General features: G+C 67.6%; 12 protein-coding genes and 1 tRNA gene. 10 read left to right on the plus strand and 3 right to left on the minus strand.

The window, feature by feature from the left end; all coding sequences use genetic code 11:
* Positions 1 to 208: 208 nt before the first annotated feature.
* The 8 genes from ACT9F5_RS04065 to ACT9F5_RS04100 all read left to right on the plus strand — a co-directional run bounded on the left by ACT9F5_RS04065 (position 209) and on the right by ACT9F5_RS04100 (position 8,532).
* Positions 209 to 1,693 carry an SH3 domain-containing protein gene (locus ACT9F5_RS04065; RefSeq protein WP_445118641.1) on the plus strand — a complete coding sequence of 495 codons (1,485 nt, stop codon included), beginning with the start codon at positions 209 to 211 and terminating at the stop codon, positions 1,691 to 1,693.
* Positions 1,690 to 2,802, plus strand: coding sequence for an enolase C-terminal domain-like protein (locus ACT9F5_RS04070; protein WP_445118642.1), 1,113 nt, complete (start codon positions 1,690 to 1,692; stop codon positions 2,800 to 2,802). The genes ACT9F5_RS04065 and ACT9F5_RS04070 overlap by 4 nt, the downstream gene beginning before the upstream one ends.
* 2 nt (positions 2,803 to 2,804) lie before the next feature.
* The gene (locus ACT9F5_RS04075; RefSeq protein ID WP_445118643.1) at positions 2,805 to 3,656 is read left to right on the plus strand and encodes an SIS domain-containing protein; all 852 of its coding nucleotides are present in this window, start codon (positions 2,805 to 2,807) and stop codon (positions 3,654 to 3,656) included.
* A 101-nt stretch (positions 3,657 to 3,757) separates the two neighbouring features.
* Positions 3,758 to 3,834 (plus strand) — tRNA-Arg (locus ACT9F5_RS04080).
* A 110-nt stretch (positions 3,835 to 3,944) separates the two neighbouring features.
* On the plus strand, positions 3,945 to 5,477 hold the full coding sequence (gene amaB / locus ACT9F5_RS04085; RefSeq protein ID WP_445118644.1) for an L-piperidine-6-carboxylate dehydrogenase: 1,533 nt from the start codon (positions 3,945 to 3,947) through the stop codon (positions 5,475 to 5,477).
* Positions 5,478 to 5,504: 27 nt separating this feature from the next.
* Positions 5,505 to 6,563, plus strand: a complete 1,059-nt coding sequence (locus ACT9F5_RS04090; protein WP_445118645.1) for a quinone-dependent dihydroorotate dehydrogenase — start codon at positions 5,505 to 5,507, stop codon at positions 6,561 to 6,563.
* On the plus strand, positions 6,560 to 7,627 hold the full coding sequence (gene murB, locus ACT9F5_RS04095) for a UDP-N-acetylmuramate dehydrogenase (RefSeq protein ID WP_445118646.1): 1,068 nt from the start codon (positions 6,560 to 6,562) through the stop codon (positions 7,625 to 7,627). The genes ACT9F5_RS04090 and murB overlap by 4 nt, the downstream gene beginning before the upstream one ends.
* The gene (locus ACT9F5_RS04100) at positions 7,627 to 8,532 is read left to right on the plus strand and encodes an EamA family transporter (protein ID WP_445118647.1); all 906 of its coding nucleotides are present in this window, start codon (positions 7,627 to 7,629) and stop codon (positions 8,530 to 8,532) included. The genes murB and ACT9F5_RS04100 overlap by 1 nt, the downstream gene beginning before the upstream one ends.
* A gap of 56 nt (positions 8,533 to 8,588) precedes the next feature.
* Here ACT9F5_RS04100 and ACT9F5_RS04105 read toward each other — a convergent pair whose 3' ends face one another.
* The 3 genes from ACT9F5_RS04105 to ispG form a co-directional block, all read right to left on the minus strand.
* Complete coding sequence (locus ACT9F5_RS04105; protein WP_445118648.1) at positions 8,589 to 10,784, minus strand: M4 family metallopeptidase; 2,196 nt, start codon at positions 10,782 to 10,784, stop codon at positions 8,589 to 8,591.
* Positions 10,785 to 11,184: 400 nt separating this feature from the next.
* Entirely contained in the window at positions 11,185 to 11,928 is a 744-nt protein-coding gene (locus tag ACT9F5_RS04110; RefSeq protein ID WP_445118649.1) for a phosphatase PAP2 family protein, read from the minus strand.
* Entirely contained in the window at positions 11,906 to 13,174 is a 1,269-nt protein-coding gene (gene ispG, locus ACT9F5_RS04115; protein ID WP_445118650.1) for a flavodoxin-dependent (E)-4-hydroxy-3-methylbut-2-enyl-diphosphate synthase, read from the minus strand. The genes ACT9F5_RS04110 and ispG overlap by 23 nt, the downstream gene beginning before the upstream one ends.
* Positions 13,175 to 13,362: 188 nt before the next feature.
* On the opposite strand from ispG, the gene xseA reads away from it, so the two are divergent.
* Both xseA and ACT9F5_RS04125 read left to right on the plus strand, forming a co-directional pair.
* A complete protein-coding gene (gene xseA, locus ACT9F5_RS04120; RefSeq protein WP_445118651.1) occupies positions 13,363 to 14,700 on the plus strand; it encodes an exodeoxyribonuclease VII large subunit in 1,338 nt (445 codons plus the stop codon).
* A gap of 164 nt (positions 14,701 to 14,864) precedes the next feature.
* On the plus strand, positions 14,865 to 16,520 hold the full coding sequence (locus tag ACT9F5_RS04125; protein WP_445118652.1) for an acetolactate synthase large subunit: 1,656 nt from the start codon (positions 14,865 to 14,867) through the stop codon (positions 16,518 to 16,520).
* The last annotated feature ends 46 nt before the right edge of the window (positions 16,521 to 16,566 follow it).

Raw genomic sequence — 16,566 nt, forward strand, 5'->3', positions numbered from 1 at the left:
TTCGTCGCCTGGCCTGCCGCATCGTTGCGGTAGCTGTTTGTCGCACCGTGTCCATCCGCGAGTCTTCCCCACCCGGGTTTTCCAGTGAAGGTGGGTGTGTAGCACGGGCGTCATGACCGGTCAATAATTTATTCTTTTATGGTGTGATATAAGAATCATGTATTCCGCAGCGCACAACGAACGCAATGCAGCTCTCACGGGGACAACCATGACGAGGCGATCGCCGCTCCTTACCGCGCTGGCACTTGGACTGGCAATCGCGTTCGGCGCCGCCGCGCCATCGTCTGCGCGTGACACGCCAGCCACGCCGACCTACGAAGTGCCGGAAAGCGGTGTCATCGGCATCCGGGATGAGTACCTCGCCCCCGGCTTCTGGGTCGCACGGATGACGCAACCGGACGGGGTGCTGATGGATCGTGCGGCGATCACCGCGCAGAACGCCCGGTTGCAGCAACTCGACCCGTCGATGCACGACGTGCGCGCGATCCCGTCGACGCTCGACCGCGCCACCGTGCGTGGCTGGATCGAGGATCTGTCGGAGCGTCCGACCAGCGAGCGTTTCGATGTCGATGGCGCGCCGGTGCCGGAGGCAGCGCTGGACGCGATGGTCGACAACCTTGCGCTCGATGCGATTCCGGCCTCGCAACCGACCCGCCATGGGCTGGTCGTCCATCGTGCGGCACTGCGTACCTTCCCGACCGCACAACGCATGTTCAGCCGCGCCGGCGAGACCGACATCGACCGCCTGCAGGAAAGCGCCTTGTTCCCCGGCACGCCGGTGGTGGTTGCCCATGAGAGCCGCGACGGCGACTGGCTTTTCGTGGTCAGCCCGCGCTACGCGGCGTGGATCGAAAAGCGCTACGTGGCGATCGGCAGCGCCGCCGAAGTCTTCGGCTACGTCGACCAGGCGCCCTACCGCGTCATCACCGGCGGCACCGAGGACACCGTGATCACCCGCGAGGAACCGCGCGTCTCGCAACTGCAGCTCGACATGGGCCTGCGCGTACCGCTCGCCGACGCGCCGCCGGACCAGGCGGTCAATGGCCAGCATCCGTATACCGCGCACATCCTCCGGCTGCCGGTGCGCAATGACGATGGCAGCTTGGGCTTTTCGTCGGCGTTGTTGCCCAGGCGTCTCGACAGCGCATCCGACTACCTGCCGCTGACCCCCGCCAACCTGGTCCGGCAGGGTTTCAAGTTCCTCGGCGAGCGTTATGGCTGGGGCCATTCCTATGACGCCCGCGACTGCAGCGGCTTCGTGTCGGAAATCTACCGCAGCATGGGCGTGCAGTTGCCGCGCAACACCAGCGCGCAGGCGGTCAGCCCGGCGCTGCACCACGTCACTTTCGACAAGGACGACGACCGCGCCACGCGGATGGCCGCGGTGGCGGAGCTGCAGGTCGGCGACCTGGTCTACATCCCCGGCCACGTGATGATGGTGATCGGCCACGTCGACGGCGCGCCGTATGTCATCCACGACACCAACGGCGGCAGCTACCTCGGTGCCGACGGCGAGTTGCAGGGCATGTCGCTCAACGGCGTGTCGGTCACCCCGCTGCTGCCGATGATGTTCAACGACCACGAAACCTACGTAGACCGGATGACCAGTATCGTGCGGCCCCACGGCGGGCTGGGCGGACTCGCGACCACCCCGACCGGTGTCGAAACCACGACCATGAAGGCCAGGCCATGAAGATCACGGAGATCAAGTTCGGCATGTTGCGGGTGCCGTTGAAGACGCCGTTCAAGACCGCGCTGCGCACGGTCGAGCGGGTCGAGGACATCGTGGTGATGGTGCATACCGACACCGGCCACGTCGGCTACGGCGAGGCGCCGGCGACCGCGGTGATCACCGGCGACACCCACGGCTCGATCATCGACGCGATCCACCACTACATCTCGCCGCGCCTGATCGGCGAGGAGATCGCCAACCTCAACCGCATCACGCGACTGATCCAGACCTCGATGGAGAAGAACTCCAGCGCCAAGGCGGCGGTCGAGATCGCGATCTACGACCTGTGGGCCCAACTGTACGACGCGCCGCTGTACAAGATGCTCGGCGGCGGAGATCCGGTCGTCACCACCGACATCACCATCAGCGTCGACACCATCGACAAGATGGTGGCCGACTCGATCAGCGCGGTCGAGCGCGGCTTCGACTCGCTGAAGATCAAGGTCGGCAAGGACATCGGCGTCGACATCGAACGCACCAAGGCGATCTACGCAGCGGTCGAGAACCGCGCCCTGCTCCGCCTCGACGCCAACCAGGGTTGGACCGCCAAGCAGGCGGTGTTCGCGATCACCGCGCTGGAGGACGCCGGGGTGCGGCTGGAACTGGTCGAGCAGCCGGTCAAGGCGCGCGACCTGGAAGGCATGCGCTACGTCACCGAGCGCGTGCACACCCCGATCATGGCCGACGAAAGCGTGTTCGGGCCGATGGAGGTGATCAAGCTGATCAACATGCGCGCGGCCGACATCATCAACATCAAGCTGATGAAGACCGGTGGTATCTCCAACGCCATCCGCATCGCCGACATCGCCGGCATGCACCAGGTCGACTGCATGATCGGCTGCATGCTCGAATCCAGCATCAGCGTCGCCGCCGCGGTGCACCTCGCGGTCGCCAAGTCCGACGTGATCACCAAGGTCGACCTCGACGGCCCATCGCTGTGCGAAGGCAACCCGGTCGAAGGCGGGGTGATCTTCAACGAGTCGGAGATCTCGATCACCGACGCCCCGGGACTCGGCATCCGCAGCATCCAGGGACTGGAACCGATCCTGATGGGCAGCGCGGCGGCCTGACCGTGGCGGCGCTGCTGAAGATCCGCGCCGGTCGCGACCAGATGTCGGCGATCGAGCGCCGCATCGCCGACTTCATCCTCGACAACGCCCAGCTGCTGCGCGACTACTCCTCGCAGCAACTGGCCAACGCACTGGGCATCAGCCAGTCCAGCGTGGTCAAGTTCTGCCAGAAGCTCGGCTTCAAAGGCTATCCGGACCTCAAATACTCGGTTGGCGAGGCGATTGCCCGCGCCGACAACGGCGACGACGCGACGCACCCGGATGCGGACGACGTCGAACCGCAACGCGATGCCGCACTCGAGTTGTGGCGCAGCAAGTCCGAGGCGCAGGAGGAAACCCGCTCGATAAACCCGCCCGAGGCGATCGAGGCGGTGGCGACGGTGATCGCCGATGCCGGCCACCACGGCAAGGTGTTCATCATCGGCCTCGGCGAGGACGACATCCATGCCCGCGCGTTCGCGCTGCGGCTGTCGCTGCTGGGCATCCTCACCGTGCACAACTTCGATACCGCGCACATGACCGCCAGCGTCTCGGCCGCCCGCGCCGGCGACGTGTTGCTGGTGTTCTCCGAGCACGGCAAGCAACCCGCGCTGTGCCAGATCGGCCGGCTGTTCCGGCAACGCGGCGGCAGCGTCGTCACCGTGACCCGGCACACCTCCAACCCGCTGCGGGCGCACGCCGACCTCACCCTGCTGGTGTCGGCACACGACGACCGGACACATATCGAACCCCTGCTGTACCACTCCGCGCTGCAGCACCTGCTCGACCGCGTGTTCGTGCTGCTTTGCGAGGGCGGACGCGACGAGCAACTGCAGGAGAACCTGGACCGGATCCGGCCGATGCTGGAGGGCTGAGGCCGGCGATCCCGTCGCGAGTGGTCGTCCGGACCGATCGCGGCCGGCTGCTCGCTCCGGGGGAGGTCATCGCGACCCGTTCCTGCGATAATCGACCGGATGGCCCCGTAGCTCAGCTGGATAGAGCGGTCCCCTCCTAAGGGACAGGTCACACGTTCGAATCGTGTCGGGGTCACCAGCAGTACTTTTTGCGCGTCCGTGCGCAAGAGCCCGGCCGTCCATGGCCAGACTATTCAATGCTTTGGCTTTCCGCTCCACCCTTTTCTGTTTGTTTCCAAGGAGTTACCCATGACCCACCCCGTCCTCACCGCGCTCGGCCTGAACGGCACCGAATCCGGCACCTACCTCGGCAATGGCGAATGGGCCAAGACGAGCGACGCCGGCATCCTGGAGCCGGTCAACCCGACCGACGGCGAGGTGCTGGCGCGGGTCCAGGCGTCCTCCCAGGACGACTACGACACCATCGTCGAGCGCGCCCAGGCGGCCTTCAAGGTCTGGCGCACCACCCCGGCCCCGCGCCGCGGTGAAGCCGTGCGCCTGTGCGCCGACGCGCTGCGCGAGAACAAGGACCTGCTCGGTTCGCTGGTCGCGCTGGAAATGGGCAAGTCCAAGCCCGAGGGCGACGGCGAAGTGCAGGAGATGATCGACATCGGCGAATTCGCCGTCGGCCTGTCGCGCCAGCTGTACGGCCTGACCATGCATTCCGAGCGTCCGGGCCACCGCATGTACGAGCAGTGGCACCCGCTGGGCGTGGTCGGGGTGATCTCGGCGTTCAACTTCCCGGTCGCGGTGTGGGCCTGGAACGCGCTGGTCGCGGCGGTCTGCGGCGACATCACGATCTGGAAGCCGTCGCCGAAGACCCCGCTGTCGGCAATCGCCTCGATCCGCATCTGCAACGAGGCGCTGAAGAAGGGCGGCTTCCCCGACATCTTCTTCCTGTTCAACGACGCCGGCACCGAACTGGCCCAGACCTTCGTCGACGACAAGCGCATCGGCCTGATCAGCTTCACCGGCTCGACCAAGGTCGGCCGCCACGTCGGCGAGCGCGTCGCCCGCCGCATGGGCCGTTCGCTGCTGGAGCTGGGCGGCAACAACGCGATGATCGTCGACCAGACCGCCGACCTGAAGCTGGCGATCCCGGCCATCGTCTTCGGCGCGGTCGGCACCGCCGGCCAGCGCTGCACCACCACCCGCCGCGTGTTCATCCACGAGTCCATCCATGACGACGTGCTGGCCAAGCTGGTCACCGCCTACCAGCAGGTCGAGAGCAAGACCGGTGACCCGATGGACACCGCCAACCTGATGGGCCCGCTCAATAGCAAGGACGGCGTGCAGGCGTACCTGGACGCGATCGAAAAGGCCAAGGCGCTTGGCGGAAAGGTCGAGACCGGCGGTGCCGCGCTGGATCGCAAGGGCAACTTCGTCAAGCCGACGATCGTCACTGGCCTGTCCAACGACTCGGAGGTCGTGCAGACCGAGACCTTCGCGCCGATCCTGTACGTGATGAAGTTCAAGGACCTCGAAGAAGCGATCGCGATGCAGAACGACGTGCCGCAGGGCCTGTCCTCGGCGTTGTTCACCGAGAGCCTGAAGGCGGCCGAGCTGTTCCTGTCGGCGCGCGGCTCCGACTGCGGCATCTGCAACGTCAACATCGGCACCTCGGGTGCGGAGATCGGCGGCGCGTTCGGCGGCGAGAAGGAGACCGGTGGCGGTCGCGAGTCGGGTTCGGATGCGTGGCGTGCCTACATGCGCCGGCAGACCAACACGATCAACTACTCCGACGAACTGCCGCTCGCCCAGGGCATCAAGTTCGACCTGTAACCGCGACCCGTACAGCGAGAACCGGACATGTACGCGCTCGCCCGTCCCTGGCTGTTCCGGCTCGATGCCGAGCGCGCGCATGACCTGAGCCTGCGTGCGCTCGGGGCCGGCCATCGCAGCGGGTTGGCTGGACTGCTCGGGCGGGCGCCCGAGCCGTTGCCGACCCGCGTGTTCGGCCTCGACTTCCCGAACCCCGTTGGCCTGGCGGCGGGGCTCGACAAGGACGGCGCGCACATCGATGCATTGATGGCGCTGGGTTTCGGCTTCGTCGAAATCGGCACGGTTACTCCGCGGCCGCAAGCCGGCAATCCGAAACCACGCATGTTCCGCCTGCCCGAGCAGCAGGCGGTGATCAACCGGCTGGGCTTCAACAACGGCGGCGTCGACGCACTGGTACGCAATGTCGAGCGCGCCGAGCGCAAGGGTGCCCTGCTCGGCATCAATATCGGCAAGAACAAGGACACGCCCAACGAGATCGCCGAGGGCGACTACATGTATTGCCTGTCGCGGGTCTACCCGTTGGCGGACTACGTGACGATCAACATCTCCTCGCCCAACACCGCCGGGCTGCGCGAGTTGCAGGAAGAGCAACTGCTGCGCCGCCTGATCGGCACGCTACGCGAGGAGCAGGAGCGCCTCGGAGCGAAGCACGGCCGGCGCATCCCTATGCTGGTCAAGATCGCGCCGGACCTGTCGGATGCCGACATCGAGGCCTGCGCCCGCGTGCTGACCGAGCTGGAGGTCGACGGCGTGATTGCGACCAACACCACGGTGTCGCGGATCCCGGTCGAGGGCGCGCGCCATGCCGAAGAGCAAGGTGGCCTGTCCGGCCGGCCGCTGATGGGCCAGTCGACCACGGTGTTGCGGATGATGCGCACCCGCCTGCCGGAAGCGATCCCGCTGGTCGGTGTCGGCGGCATCCTGTCGGGCGCCGACGCGGTGACCAAGATGGCGGCCGGCGCGAGCCTGGTGCAGTGCTACTCGGGGCTGGTCTACCGCGGTCCGGAACTCGTCGGCGAATGTGTCGAGGCGATCCGCCGACGCAAGTTCGCACCCAGCCGCGGGCCGGTGCCGCCGGTCGCATGAACGTGCAGGACCCGGCTCTCGAGCCCGACCGCGCCATCCGCATCCTTCGCGACGCCCCATTGCAATCGCGCAACACTTTCGGCGTACCCGCCCGCGCGACCGTGCTGGCCGAGGTCGACGATGCCCGCGCATTGCCCGCCCTGCTGGAGTCCCCGGAGTTTGCCGGTCAGGCGCCGCTGGTGCTTGGCGGGGGCAGCAACATGCTGTTCGTCGATGATCCCGGGCGGCCGCTGGTGGCGCTGACCGGCCGCGATGTACGGGTGCTGGCCGACGATGGCGATCGCGCGATCGTGCGTGCCGACGCTGGCGTGCAGTGGCACGGCTTCGTCATGGACACCCTTGCCGGGGGGTTCGCCGGGCTCGAAAACCTTGCGCTGATTCCCGGCACCGTTGGTGCCGCGCCGATCCAGAACATCGGTGCCTACGGGGTCGAGGTCCGCGAGTTCATCCACGCCGTGGAGGCGTTCGAACCGACCACTGGTCAGGCCATGCGGCTCACCCGAGAGGCATGCGGATTCGCGTATCGCGACAGCGTGTTCAAGCGCCAGCCAGACCGTTTCATCGTCACGGCGGTCGAGTTCGACCTGCCCCACCGGCATGCGCCGATCCTTGACTACGCCGGCCTCGGCGACGAACTCGCGGCCAAGGGCATCGAGCGTCCCACCCCGCGCGATGTCGCCGACGCCGTGATCGCAATCCGCCGCCGCAAGCTGCCCGACCCTGCGGTGCTCGGCAACGCCGGCAGCTTCTTCAAGAACCCGATCGTGCCCGCCAGCCAGGCCGATGCATTGGTGGCCGACCATCCCACCCTGCCCGCCTTCGGCGCGGGTGATCCTGACCGCCGCAAGCTGTCGGCCGGCTGGCTGATCGACGCCTGCGGCTGGAAGGGCCATCGCGACGGCGACGCGGGCGTCGCGGCCTCGCATGCGCTGGTGCTGGTCAACCACGGCAACGCCACCGGACGCCAGTTGTTCGACCTCGCGCGCCGCATCGCCGATTCGGTACAGGTCCGTTTCGGGGTCGCGCTGGAACCGGAACCCCGAATGATAGGCACGCACTGGTAATGGCGCTCCCGACCCACACCCGCGCCGCGCTGCTGATGCTGGGCAGCACTGGTTTCTTCGCAGTCATGGTGATCGCGATCCGGCTGGCGTCGGAATCGCTGCACACCTTCGAAGTCGCGTTCTTCCGGAGTTTCTTCGGCCTGATCGCGGCCTTGCCGCTGCTGCTCAAGCACGGCCCGGGACTGTTGCGCACGCAACAACTGCCGCGCTACGGCGTGCGCTGCGTGCTCGGCACCCTCTCGATGTTCTGCGGCTTCTGGGCGATCGGCCACCTGCCGTTGGCGCAAGCGGTGTCGCTGTCATATTCGAGCCCGCTGTTCGCCACCATCGCCGCGGTGCTGATGCTGGGCGAAGTAGTCCGCGCGCGCCGCTGGAGCGCGGTGGTGCTGGGCTTCATCGGCGTGCTGGTGATCGTGCGCCCCGGCACCGAGGGCTTCAGCGCCGGGACGCTGGTGGCGGTATCCGCGGCGGTGATCAGCGCCATCGTCGCGATCCAGATCAAGCAGCTTTCCCACACCGAGCCGGCCGACCGCATCGTCATCCTGACCACGCTGTTCTGGGTGCCGTTGTCGCTGCTGCCGGCGTTGGCGGTCTGGGAGTGGCCGCAGGGCATCACCTGGCTGTGGGTCATCGCCGCCGGCGGGCTCGGCACCGCCGGCCACATGCTGTGGACGCGTGCGCTGAAAATCGGCGACGTGTCGGCGTTGCAGCCGATCAGCTTCATGCAGCTTCCGATCGTCGCGGTGCTGGCGTTCTTCCTGTTCAACGAGGGCGTCGACCGCTGGACCCTCATTGGCGCCGCGATCATCCTCGGCGCCAATGGCTACATCGCCCACCGCGAGGCGCAACTCGCGCGCCGCGCCGCGACCACGGCGCCGACCAGCGCGGTCAAGCCGGGCGAGTAAAAAAGAACCCCGGCGCGAGGCCGGGGTCCGGTTTCACATCACTCGACCATCAAGCCTCAGAACTGCAGGCTCCACAGGTCGATCTTGCCGGTGTCGTAGGTATAGGCATCGTTGACCCGCAGCTTCCAGGTGCCGTCGGCGGACTCCGACGAGGCATTGACGGTGTAGGTCGCGTCGATGTCGTTGGCACTGCCGCCACTGCGGTTGCGCAGGTTGTAGACGCTGCCATCGGGCGCCACCAGGTCCACGCGCAGGTCGCCGACGTAGGTGTGGTCGATGCTCACCGTCACTTCCAGGTCCGACGGGGCGTTACCGCCGACGCCGCTGACAGTGATCGGGCTTTCCACGGTCGCACGATCGCGGATCGCCACGTCGGAGCCATTCTCGAAGTAGGTGTTGCCACCACCACCGCCATCACCATCGAAGCTGCCGGTCAGGCTGACGCCCGAGAACGAGCTGTAGCCACGCAGCATCACGTGGTACGTGCCTGCCTGCACGTTGCTGATGCTGCAGGTCTCGTTGTTGCCGCTGCGGTACGGACGGCAGTCGTAGCTGGACGTGGTCGGCGCGGAACCGAACTTGACGTACAGGTCCGCATCGCCACTGCCACCGGACGTGGTGAACTCCAGGTTGGACGCACCGGCCGGCACTTCCAGGGTCCAGAACTGCTGGCTGCCCTGGTTGCCGGAAATTCCGGTTTCCGGGACGCCGTTCTCGAGTTCGCCGCCACCCGGGTCCGGCGTGGTGCCACCGTCGCAGCTGACACCGACCACGGCGAACGCCGCGGTGACGTCGGCCACCGGGAACCCGAGCTCGGTCGCACCGGCCTCGACCCCGCACGCGCCTTCATCGAAAGTCGAGTTGGGCTGCCACTCGAACTGGTTGGCGTAGGCGAACACCTGGAACGCTTCCTTCGCATCCCACCCGCTGGTCTGCGCCAGTTCGCAGTAGGCTTTGTTGTAGACGCCGCTGGAGTAGTGCACGTCGAGGCCGTCGTAGTAGTCATCGGCGTGGTCGATCGAGGCGCCATCCTGGCTGGGGTTGCACATGTAGCGCAGCGAACCGCTGCCCTTGAAGATGTCGGCACCGACCAGGAAGTCGCTGCTGCCGCGGTCGAAGAACTCCGCCGCCTCGCCGGCCATGTCCGAGAACGCTTCGTTCATGCCGCCGGACTGGTACTGGTACTCCAGTCCCGAGTTCTGCTCGGTGAAGCCGTGGCTGACCTCATGCGCGCTGACGTCCAGCGATACCAGCGGATAGAAGGTGCTGGCACCGTCACCGAAGGTCATCGACGAGCCGTCCCAGAACGCGTTCTCGTAATTGTTGCCGTAATGCACGTTCATCTTCAGCCGGAACGTCAGCGGCGGCACGCCCAGGTAGGCGTCGTACATGTCGTAGATCACGCCGCCGAAATGGTGCGCGTCGTTGAGCGGCGAGTAGGCGCCGTTGATCTGCTTCACCGTGTTGGTCGGGCAGTTGAAGCTGTGGATCGGGCCGCTGGAACCGCTGTTGAAGTTGTGCGTCTCGACGTTGGCGTTGACCATCGAACACGTGCTGCCCGACTGCTGCACGTCCAGCGCCGGGAAATCGGTGCCGTACTGGTACTGGCCGATCTTCTGGTTGCCGCCCGGGCCGAAGCCATCGGCGGTGGTCAGGCCGTCCCACTGCGAGATGACCTCGCCGGTGTTGGCGTCGATGATCGCGGTCGGGCGCGCGGGGGCGTCGCCGTTGACGAAATACGAGGTCAGGTACACCAGCCGCGCCTGGCCCTGCGGCGCATAGACGAACAACTGCGCCTTCTGGTTGCTGACCTCACCGGCAGCCCGCACCGACTGGCTGTTGCGCGCGAGCACGGCCTGGGCACGGGCCTGGCTCAGCTTCGGTGTCACCGACGGCAGGTCGACCTGCACGCCCTGCAATACCTGGCCATTCATGCGCAGGGCATTGCCGCGGGCATCCTGCACCACCGCCACGCTGTGGCCGTAGACCGGCACGCCGCGATAGGTCTGCTGCATGCGCACGGTGCGGGTATTGCCGGGGGTCGCGGCGGAACTGCGCGCCTTCAGTGCCATGCCGGCGCCGAGGCCCAGTTCGCCGGCAAGCTGGCTGGCCGGGGTGGCCACCAGGCTCTGGCGCTGCACCTGCTGGGTGTTGGCGGCCATCGCCGTCGACGCCGCGGCCATGCCGATCGCGGCGACCAGGACTTTCACGTGGTTGTTGCGGAAGTGATTGATACGGGAGTTGCGTGCCATCCGAAATCTCCTTTCCATGAAGAAACTGCAACCGCCATGGCGGTGCCGTGGATTGAACAAATTCCCCCTGTTCCCCGCGACTGCCTTCACCGATTGCTCGGCGGCACCTGTCCAGGTGCCGGGGCTCATCCGCGCGGACCGTCGGCACCGGGTCGGTGCGCGACCGGGCGAAACTAGGAGCGGCCGGGTTCGCCGTCAATTTTCGTTCTGCGCTGGCGCGACCGTGCCGAATCTGGCGGTTTGCCCAAGGAAGTGGATAAACGGGGCATAAACCCGTCATATGGGACTTGCAAGCGCTGTCAGGATAGGCGCGGCACGCACTGGCAGGCATCGCTAGTTGAAACACTGTTCCAGGAAATATCGTGCAGTGCAGCAAATATTTCCGCGTGACGGCGGTCCATTACCGGACCAGCGGCTCCCTCCACGGCCGCCCATGCAGCCGGAACACCGCCAAGTAACTCACCACCGCCCACGCGCTGGCTGCGGCCCATCCGGCCAGGATGTCGGAGGGGTAATGCACACCCAGGTAGACGCGCGAGAAACCGACCAGCAACACGAACGGAACCGCGACAACAACCACGGGCCAGCGCCACCGGGTCCTCCACGCCAAGAGAACAAGCACCCAGGCCAGCGTCGCCGACCCCATCGCGTGTCCGCTGGGGAAGCTGTAGGTAAGTTCGGGCGTGATCGACTCCCACAGCGACGGACGGTCACGCGCGAACACCAGCTTGGTGCCGACGTTGAGCAGTCCGGAGCCGGCCAGCGCGACCGCCGCGAACGTCGCCGCACGCCAGCGGCGCAGCGCCAGCAGAACCACCACCAGCGCAATGTCGAACGGAACCACGCCGTGCAGGTAGCCGATGTCGGTCAGGACGACGAAGAAGCGGTCGAGTCCGGGTGCCGCCAGCCCGTGGGCGAAATGCAGCAGTGGCTCGTCGAACGCGATGGCCTCCTGCTCGTGGATCTCGTCCGCCAGCTCGGCAAAGCCCCACAGCGGCAGCAGCAGCCCGATGAACACCAGCAGCAGTCGCCAGCCATGCCGATGCAGCAGGTCGGTGGTGACGCGGCGCTCTTCGCGCAGTACCTCACCGGGCTTCGGCAGCCCGGTGCCGTTGCCGGCGTCAGGCGACCCGGACGCCGCCATAATGGCGTTCCACGTAGCTGTCGATCAGGCCGACGAACTCGTCGGCGATGTTCTCGCCACGCAGGGTGACCGTCTTCTGGCCATCTTCGAACACCGGCGCCGACGGCGCCTCGCCGGTGCCCGGCAGCGAGATGCCGATGTTCGCGTGGCGCGACTCGCCCGGCCCATTGACCACGCAGCCCATCACCGCGAGCGTCAGGTTCTCCGCGCCCGGATGGGTGACCTTCCACTGCGGCATCTTCGCGCGCACGTGTTCCTGCACGGTCTTGGCCAGCTCCTGGAAGAACTCGCTGGTGGTGCGGCCGCAGCCCGGGCACGCGGTCACCATCGGGGTGAACGCACGCAGGCCCATCGTCTGCAGCAGTTCCTGCGCGACGATGACCTCGTTGGTACGCGACTGGCCGGGCTCGGGGGTCAGCGAAATGCGGATGGTGTCGCCGATGCCTTCCTGCATCAGCACCGCCAGCGCCGCGCTGGAGGCGACGATGCCCTTGCTGCCGATGCCGGCTTCGGTCAGGCCCAGATGCAGCGCGTAATTGCCGCGGCTGGCCAGTTCGCGGTACACGGCGATCAATTCCTGCACGCCGCTGACCTTGGCGCTGAGCACGATGCGGTCGGCCGGCAGGCCGATCTCGACTGCACGCTCGGCCGAATCCAGCGCCGAGCGGATCAACGCCTCGCGCAGCACCCGGCCGGCGTCCCAGGGTTCGGCGCGGGCACTGTTCTCGTCCATCAGCCGGGTCGCCAGCGACTGGTCGAGCGAGCCCCAGTTGGCGCCGATCCGGACCGGCTTGCCGTGCTTGATCGCCAGCTCGATCAGGGTCGCGAACTGGCTGTCGCGCTTCTTGCCGAAACCGACGTTGCCCGGGTTGATGCGGTACTTGGCCAGCGCCTCGGCCGCGGCCGGCTCGGCGGTGAGCAACTGGTGGCCGTTGTAGTGGAAATCGCCGATCAGCGGCACCTGTGCGCCGATCATCGCCAGCTTGTCGCGGATACGTGGCACCGCGGCGGCGGCCTCCGGCGTGTTGACGGTGATCCGGACCAGTTCGGAGCCGGCGCGCCACAGGTCGGCGACCTGCTTGACGGTGCCGTCGACGTCGGCGGTGTCGGTGTTGGTCATCGACTGCACCACCACCGGCGCGCCGCCGCCGACCTGCACGCCGCCGATGGTCACGGCGCGGGTCGGGCGTCGCGATTGCGGGCCGAATACGGGGTGGGCAGAGGGATTGGCGACTTCGGAATTCATGCCCGGCATTGTACCGCCGCCATTGCGACCGCTCCTGTAGGAGCGACTTCAGCCGCGATCGGATGTGTGGTCGCTCGCACCGACTCCGGATCGCGGCTGAAGCCGCTCCTACAGTGGTTGCCACCAGCGCGCGGGTGACCGCCGCGGGGCGCTGCGCTACCGTATCCAGCCGCCCCGCCCCACTCCCGATGAGCCTCGACGACCGCAACCACGTCCTCACCCCGAGCCAGCTCAACACGCTGGCGCGCGACCTGCTGGAAGGCGCCTTCCCGCTGATCTGGGTCGAGGCGGAACTGGGCAACGTCTCGCGGCCGGCATCGGGCCATCTGTACTTCACCCTCAAGGACGCGCGCGCACAGGTGCGATGCGCGATGTTCAAGCCCAAGAGCACCTGGCTGAAGTTCCAGCCGCGCGAAGGCCTGCGGGTACTCGCGCGCGGCCGGGTCACCCTCTATGAAGCGCGCGGCGAGTACCAGATGGTGCTCGACCACATGGAGGAAGCCGGCGAAGGGGCGCTGCGTCGCGCGTTCGAGGAACTCAAGGCCAAGCTGCAGGCGGAGGGCCTGTTCGACGACGCGCGCAAGCGGCCGCTGCCGGCGTTCGCGTCGCGCATCGGCGTGATCACCTCGCCCAGTGGCGCCGCGGTGCGTGACGTGCTCAGCGTGCTGGGCCGGCGTTTCCCGCTGGTCGAGGCCGACGTGCTGCCGGTGCAGGTGCAGGGCGCGACTGCTGCGGCACAGATCACCACGATGCTGCAGCGCGCGGCAGCGTCCGGACGCTATGACGTGCTGGTGCTGGCGCGCGGCGGTGGCTCGCTGGAAGACCTGTGGGCGTTCAATGACGAGCAGCTCGCCCGCGCGATCGCGGCCTGCGACGTGCCGGTGGTATCGGCGGTCGGCCACGAGACCGATTTCAGCCTCGCCGACTTCGCCGCCGACCTGCGCGCGCCGACGCCGTCGGTCGCGGCCGAACTGCTGGTGCCGGGCCGCGACGACCTGGAGCGCCGCCTGCGCGCCCTCGACGCCCGCCTGCGCAACCTGCAGTCCCAGCACCTGCGGCAGCGGATGCAGCGCGCCGACCGCGCCGCGCTGCGCCTCAACGCCCTGCGCCCGCGCGCGCGGCTCGACCTGCTGCACCGGCGCCACGCCGAGGCGATGCGACGGCTGGCGGCCGCGTGGCAGCAACGCCTCGATCGCGAACGCGCCCACCTGCGCCATGCCGACGCGGTGCTGCGCGCCGCCCACCCGCAACGTTGCATCGACCGCCTGCGTGAGCGACTCGCCTCGTTGGCGAACCGGCCACAGGCCTGCATCGCCCGCCGGCTCGGCAACGACGCCCAGCGCCTGCGCGCCCTCGCCCGCTCGCTGGAAGCGGTCAGCCCGCTGGCGACGGTCGCGCGCGGCTACGCGATCCTGCAACACGACGACGGCCGCATCGTCCGCAGCGTGCTGGACGCCGCGCCTGGTGATCGGCTCGACGCACGGGTGAGCGATGGCACGCTGCGTCTCAAGGTCGAACCGCGGTAGTCCGCTGTCGTAGGAGCGGCTTCAGCCGCGATCCGACACCGGTCGCTCGCGCCGACTCCCGATCGCGGCTGAAGCCGCTCCTACAGAACAAGCGTTCCGTCGTCGCCCTGCGCTAACGTGATCCCGTTCAGACTGCGCAATCCAGTCGCACCAAGGAGGCACGCATGGCGAAGGCGTCCGACCTGTTCGTCGCCGCGCTCGAAGCCGAAGGCGTCGAGTACATCTTCGGCATCCCCGGCGAGGAGAACCTCGACCTCCTCGAATCCCTGCGCACTTCGTCGATCAAACTGTTGCTGACCCGCCACGAACAGGCCGCCGGTTTCATGGCCGCGACCTGCGGCCGCCTGACCGGCCGCGCCGGGGTCTGCCTGTCGACGCTCGGCCCCGGCGCGACCAACCTGGTGACCGCTGCGGCCTACGCCCAGCTCGGCGCGATGCCGATGCTGATGATCACCGGCCAGAAGCCGATCAAGACCAGCAAGCAGGGCCACTTCCAGATCATCGACGTGGTCGACACCATGCGGCCGCTGACCAAGTACACGCGTCAGATCGTCTCCGCCGGCAGCATCCCGGCGCGCGTGCGCGAGGCGTTCCGGCGCGCGCAGATGGAACGACCGGGCGCGGTCCACCTGGAACTGCCGCAGGACATCGCCGGCGACCCGACCGACGCCCGCCTGCTGCCGGCGTCGTATTCGCGCCGCCCGGTCGCCGAGTCCAAGGCGATCGCCCATGCCGCCCGCACGATCGCCGACGCGCGCCACCCGTTGCTGATGATCGGCGCCGGCGCCAACCGCCAGACCACCGCCAACTGCCTGCGCGCGTTCATCGACAAGCTCGGCATTCCGTTCTTCACCACCCAGATGGGCAAGGGCGTGCTCGACGAGGACCACCCGCTGTGGCTCGGCTGCGCCGCGCTGTCGGACCACGACTTCGTGCACCGCGCGATCGACGCCGCCGACTGCATCGTCAACATCGGCCACGACGTCATCGAGAAGCCGCCGTTCTTCATGCGCGAGGGCAAGCGCAAGGTCATCCACGTCAACTACGAGGGTGCCGAGGTCGACGCGGTGTACTTCCCGCAGATCGAGGTGGTCGGCGACATCGCCAACGCGGTGTGGCAGCTGGGCGAGGCGCTGACGCCGCAGCCGCACTGGGACTTCGGGTTCTTCGATCGCGTGCGCGAGGCGCTGGCCGCGAACATCGACGCGCGCGCCGCGGACGACCGTTTTCCGTTGACCGGCCCGCGCCTGGTCGCCGACGTGCGCCGCGCGATGGGCGACGACGACATCGTCTGCCTCGACAACGGCCTGTACAAACTGTGGTTCGCGCGCAACTACCGCTGCCGCCTGCCCAACACCCTGCTGCTCGACAACGCGCTGGCGACGATGGGCGCCGGCCTGCCCTCGACGATCGCGGCGCGCATCGTACATCCGGACCGCAACGTGCTGGCGGTCTGCGGCGACGGCGGCTTCATGATGAATTCGCAGGAGCTGGAAACCGCGGTGCGGCTGGGCATCGACCTCACCGTGCTGCTGCTCAACGACAACGCGTTCGGCATGATCAAGTGGAAGCAGCAGCACGAGGACTACCCCGATTACGGCATGGACGTGTCCAACCCCGACTTCGTCAGCTACGCGGAGAGTTACGGCGCGCGCGGGCATCGTCCCGCGTCGACGGCGGAGTTCCTGCCGCTGCTGCGCAAGGCGATCGCGCGCCCCGGCATCGACCTGATCGAGGTGCCGATCGACTACAGCGACGACGACCGCATCCTCAACGAGGAGATCCCGCGGCTGAGCGCGGCACTCCAGAGCAGCCCCTAGCCACGGGCTTTTGTAGGAGCGGCTTCAGCCGCGATCGGGAACCGGC

The sequence above is a fragment of the Lysobacter sp. F6437 genome, assembly GCF_052547215.1.

Coding starts and splice junctions, on each gene's coding strand:
- ACT9F5_RS04065 (WP_445118641.1), top strand. CDS start 209: ATGACGAGGCGATCGCCGCTCCTTACCGCGCTGGCACTTGGACTGGCA.
- ACT9F5_RS04070 (WP_445118642.1), top strand. CDS start 1,690: ATGAAGATCACGGAGATCAAGTTCGGCATGTTGCGGGTGCCGTTGAAG.
- amaB (WP_445118644.1), top strand. CDS start 3,945: ATGACCCACCCCGTCCTCACCGCGCTCGGCCTGAACGGCACCGAATCC.
- ACT9F5_RS04090 (WP_445118645.1), top strand. CDS start 5,505: ATGTACGCGCTCGCCCGTCCCTGGCTGTTCCGGCTCGATGCCGAGCGC.
- murB (WP_445118646.1), top strand. CDS start 6,560: ATGAACGTGCAGGACCCGGCTCTCGAGCCCGACCGCGCCATCCGCATC.
- ACT9F5_RS04100 (WP_445118647.1), top strand. CDS start 7,627: ATGGCGCTCCCGACCCACACCCGCGCCGCGCTGCTGATGCTGGGCAGC.
- ACT9F5_RS04105 (WP_445118648.1), bottom strand. CDS start 10,784: ATGGCACGCAACTCCCGTATCAATCACTTCCGCAACAACCACGTGAAA.
- ACT9F5_RS04110 (WP_445118649.1), bottom strand. CDS start 11,928: ATGGCGGCGTCCGGGTCGCCTGACGCCGGCAACGGCACCGGGCTGCCG.
- ispG (WP_445118650.1), bottom strand. CDS start 13,174: ATGAATTCCGAAGTCGCCAATCCCTCTGCCCACCCCGTATTCGGCCCG.
- xseA (WP_445118651.1), top strand. CDS start 13,363: ATGAGCCTCGACGACCGCAACCACGTCCTCACCCCGAGCCAGCTCAAC.
- ACT9F5_RS04125 (WP_445118652.1), top strand. CDS start 14,865: ATGGCGAAGGCGTCCGACCTGTTCGTCGCCGCGCTCGAAGCCGAAGGC.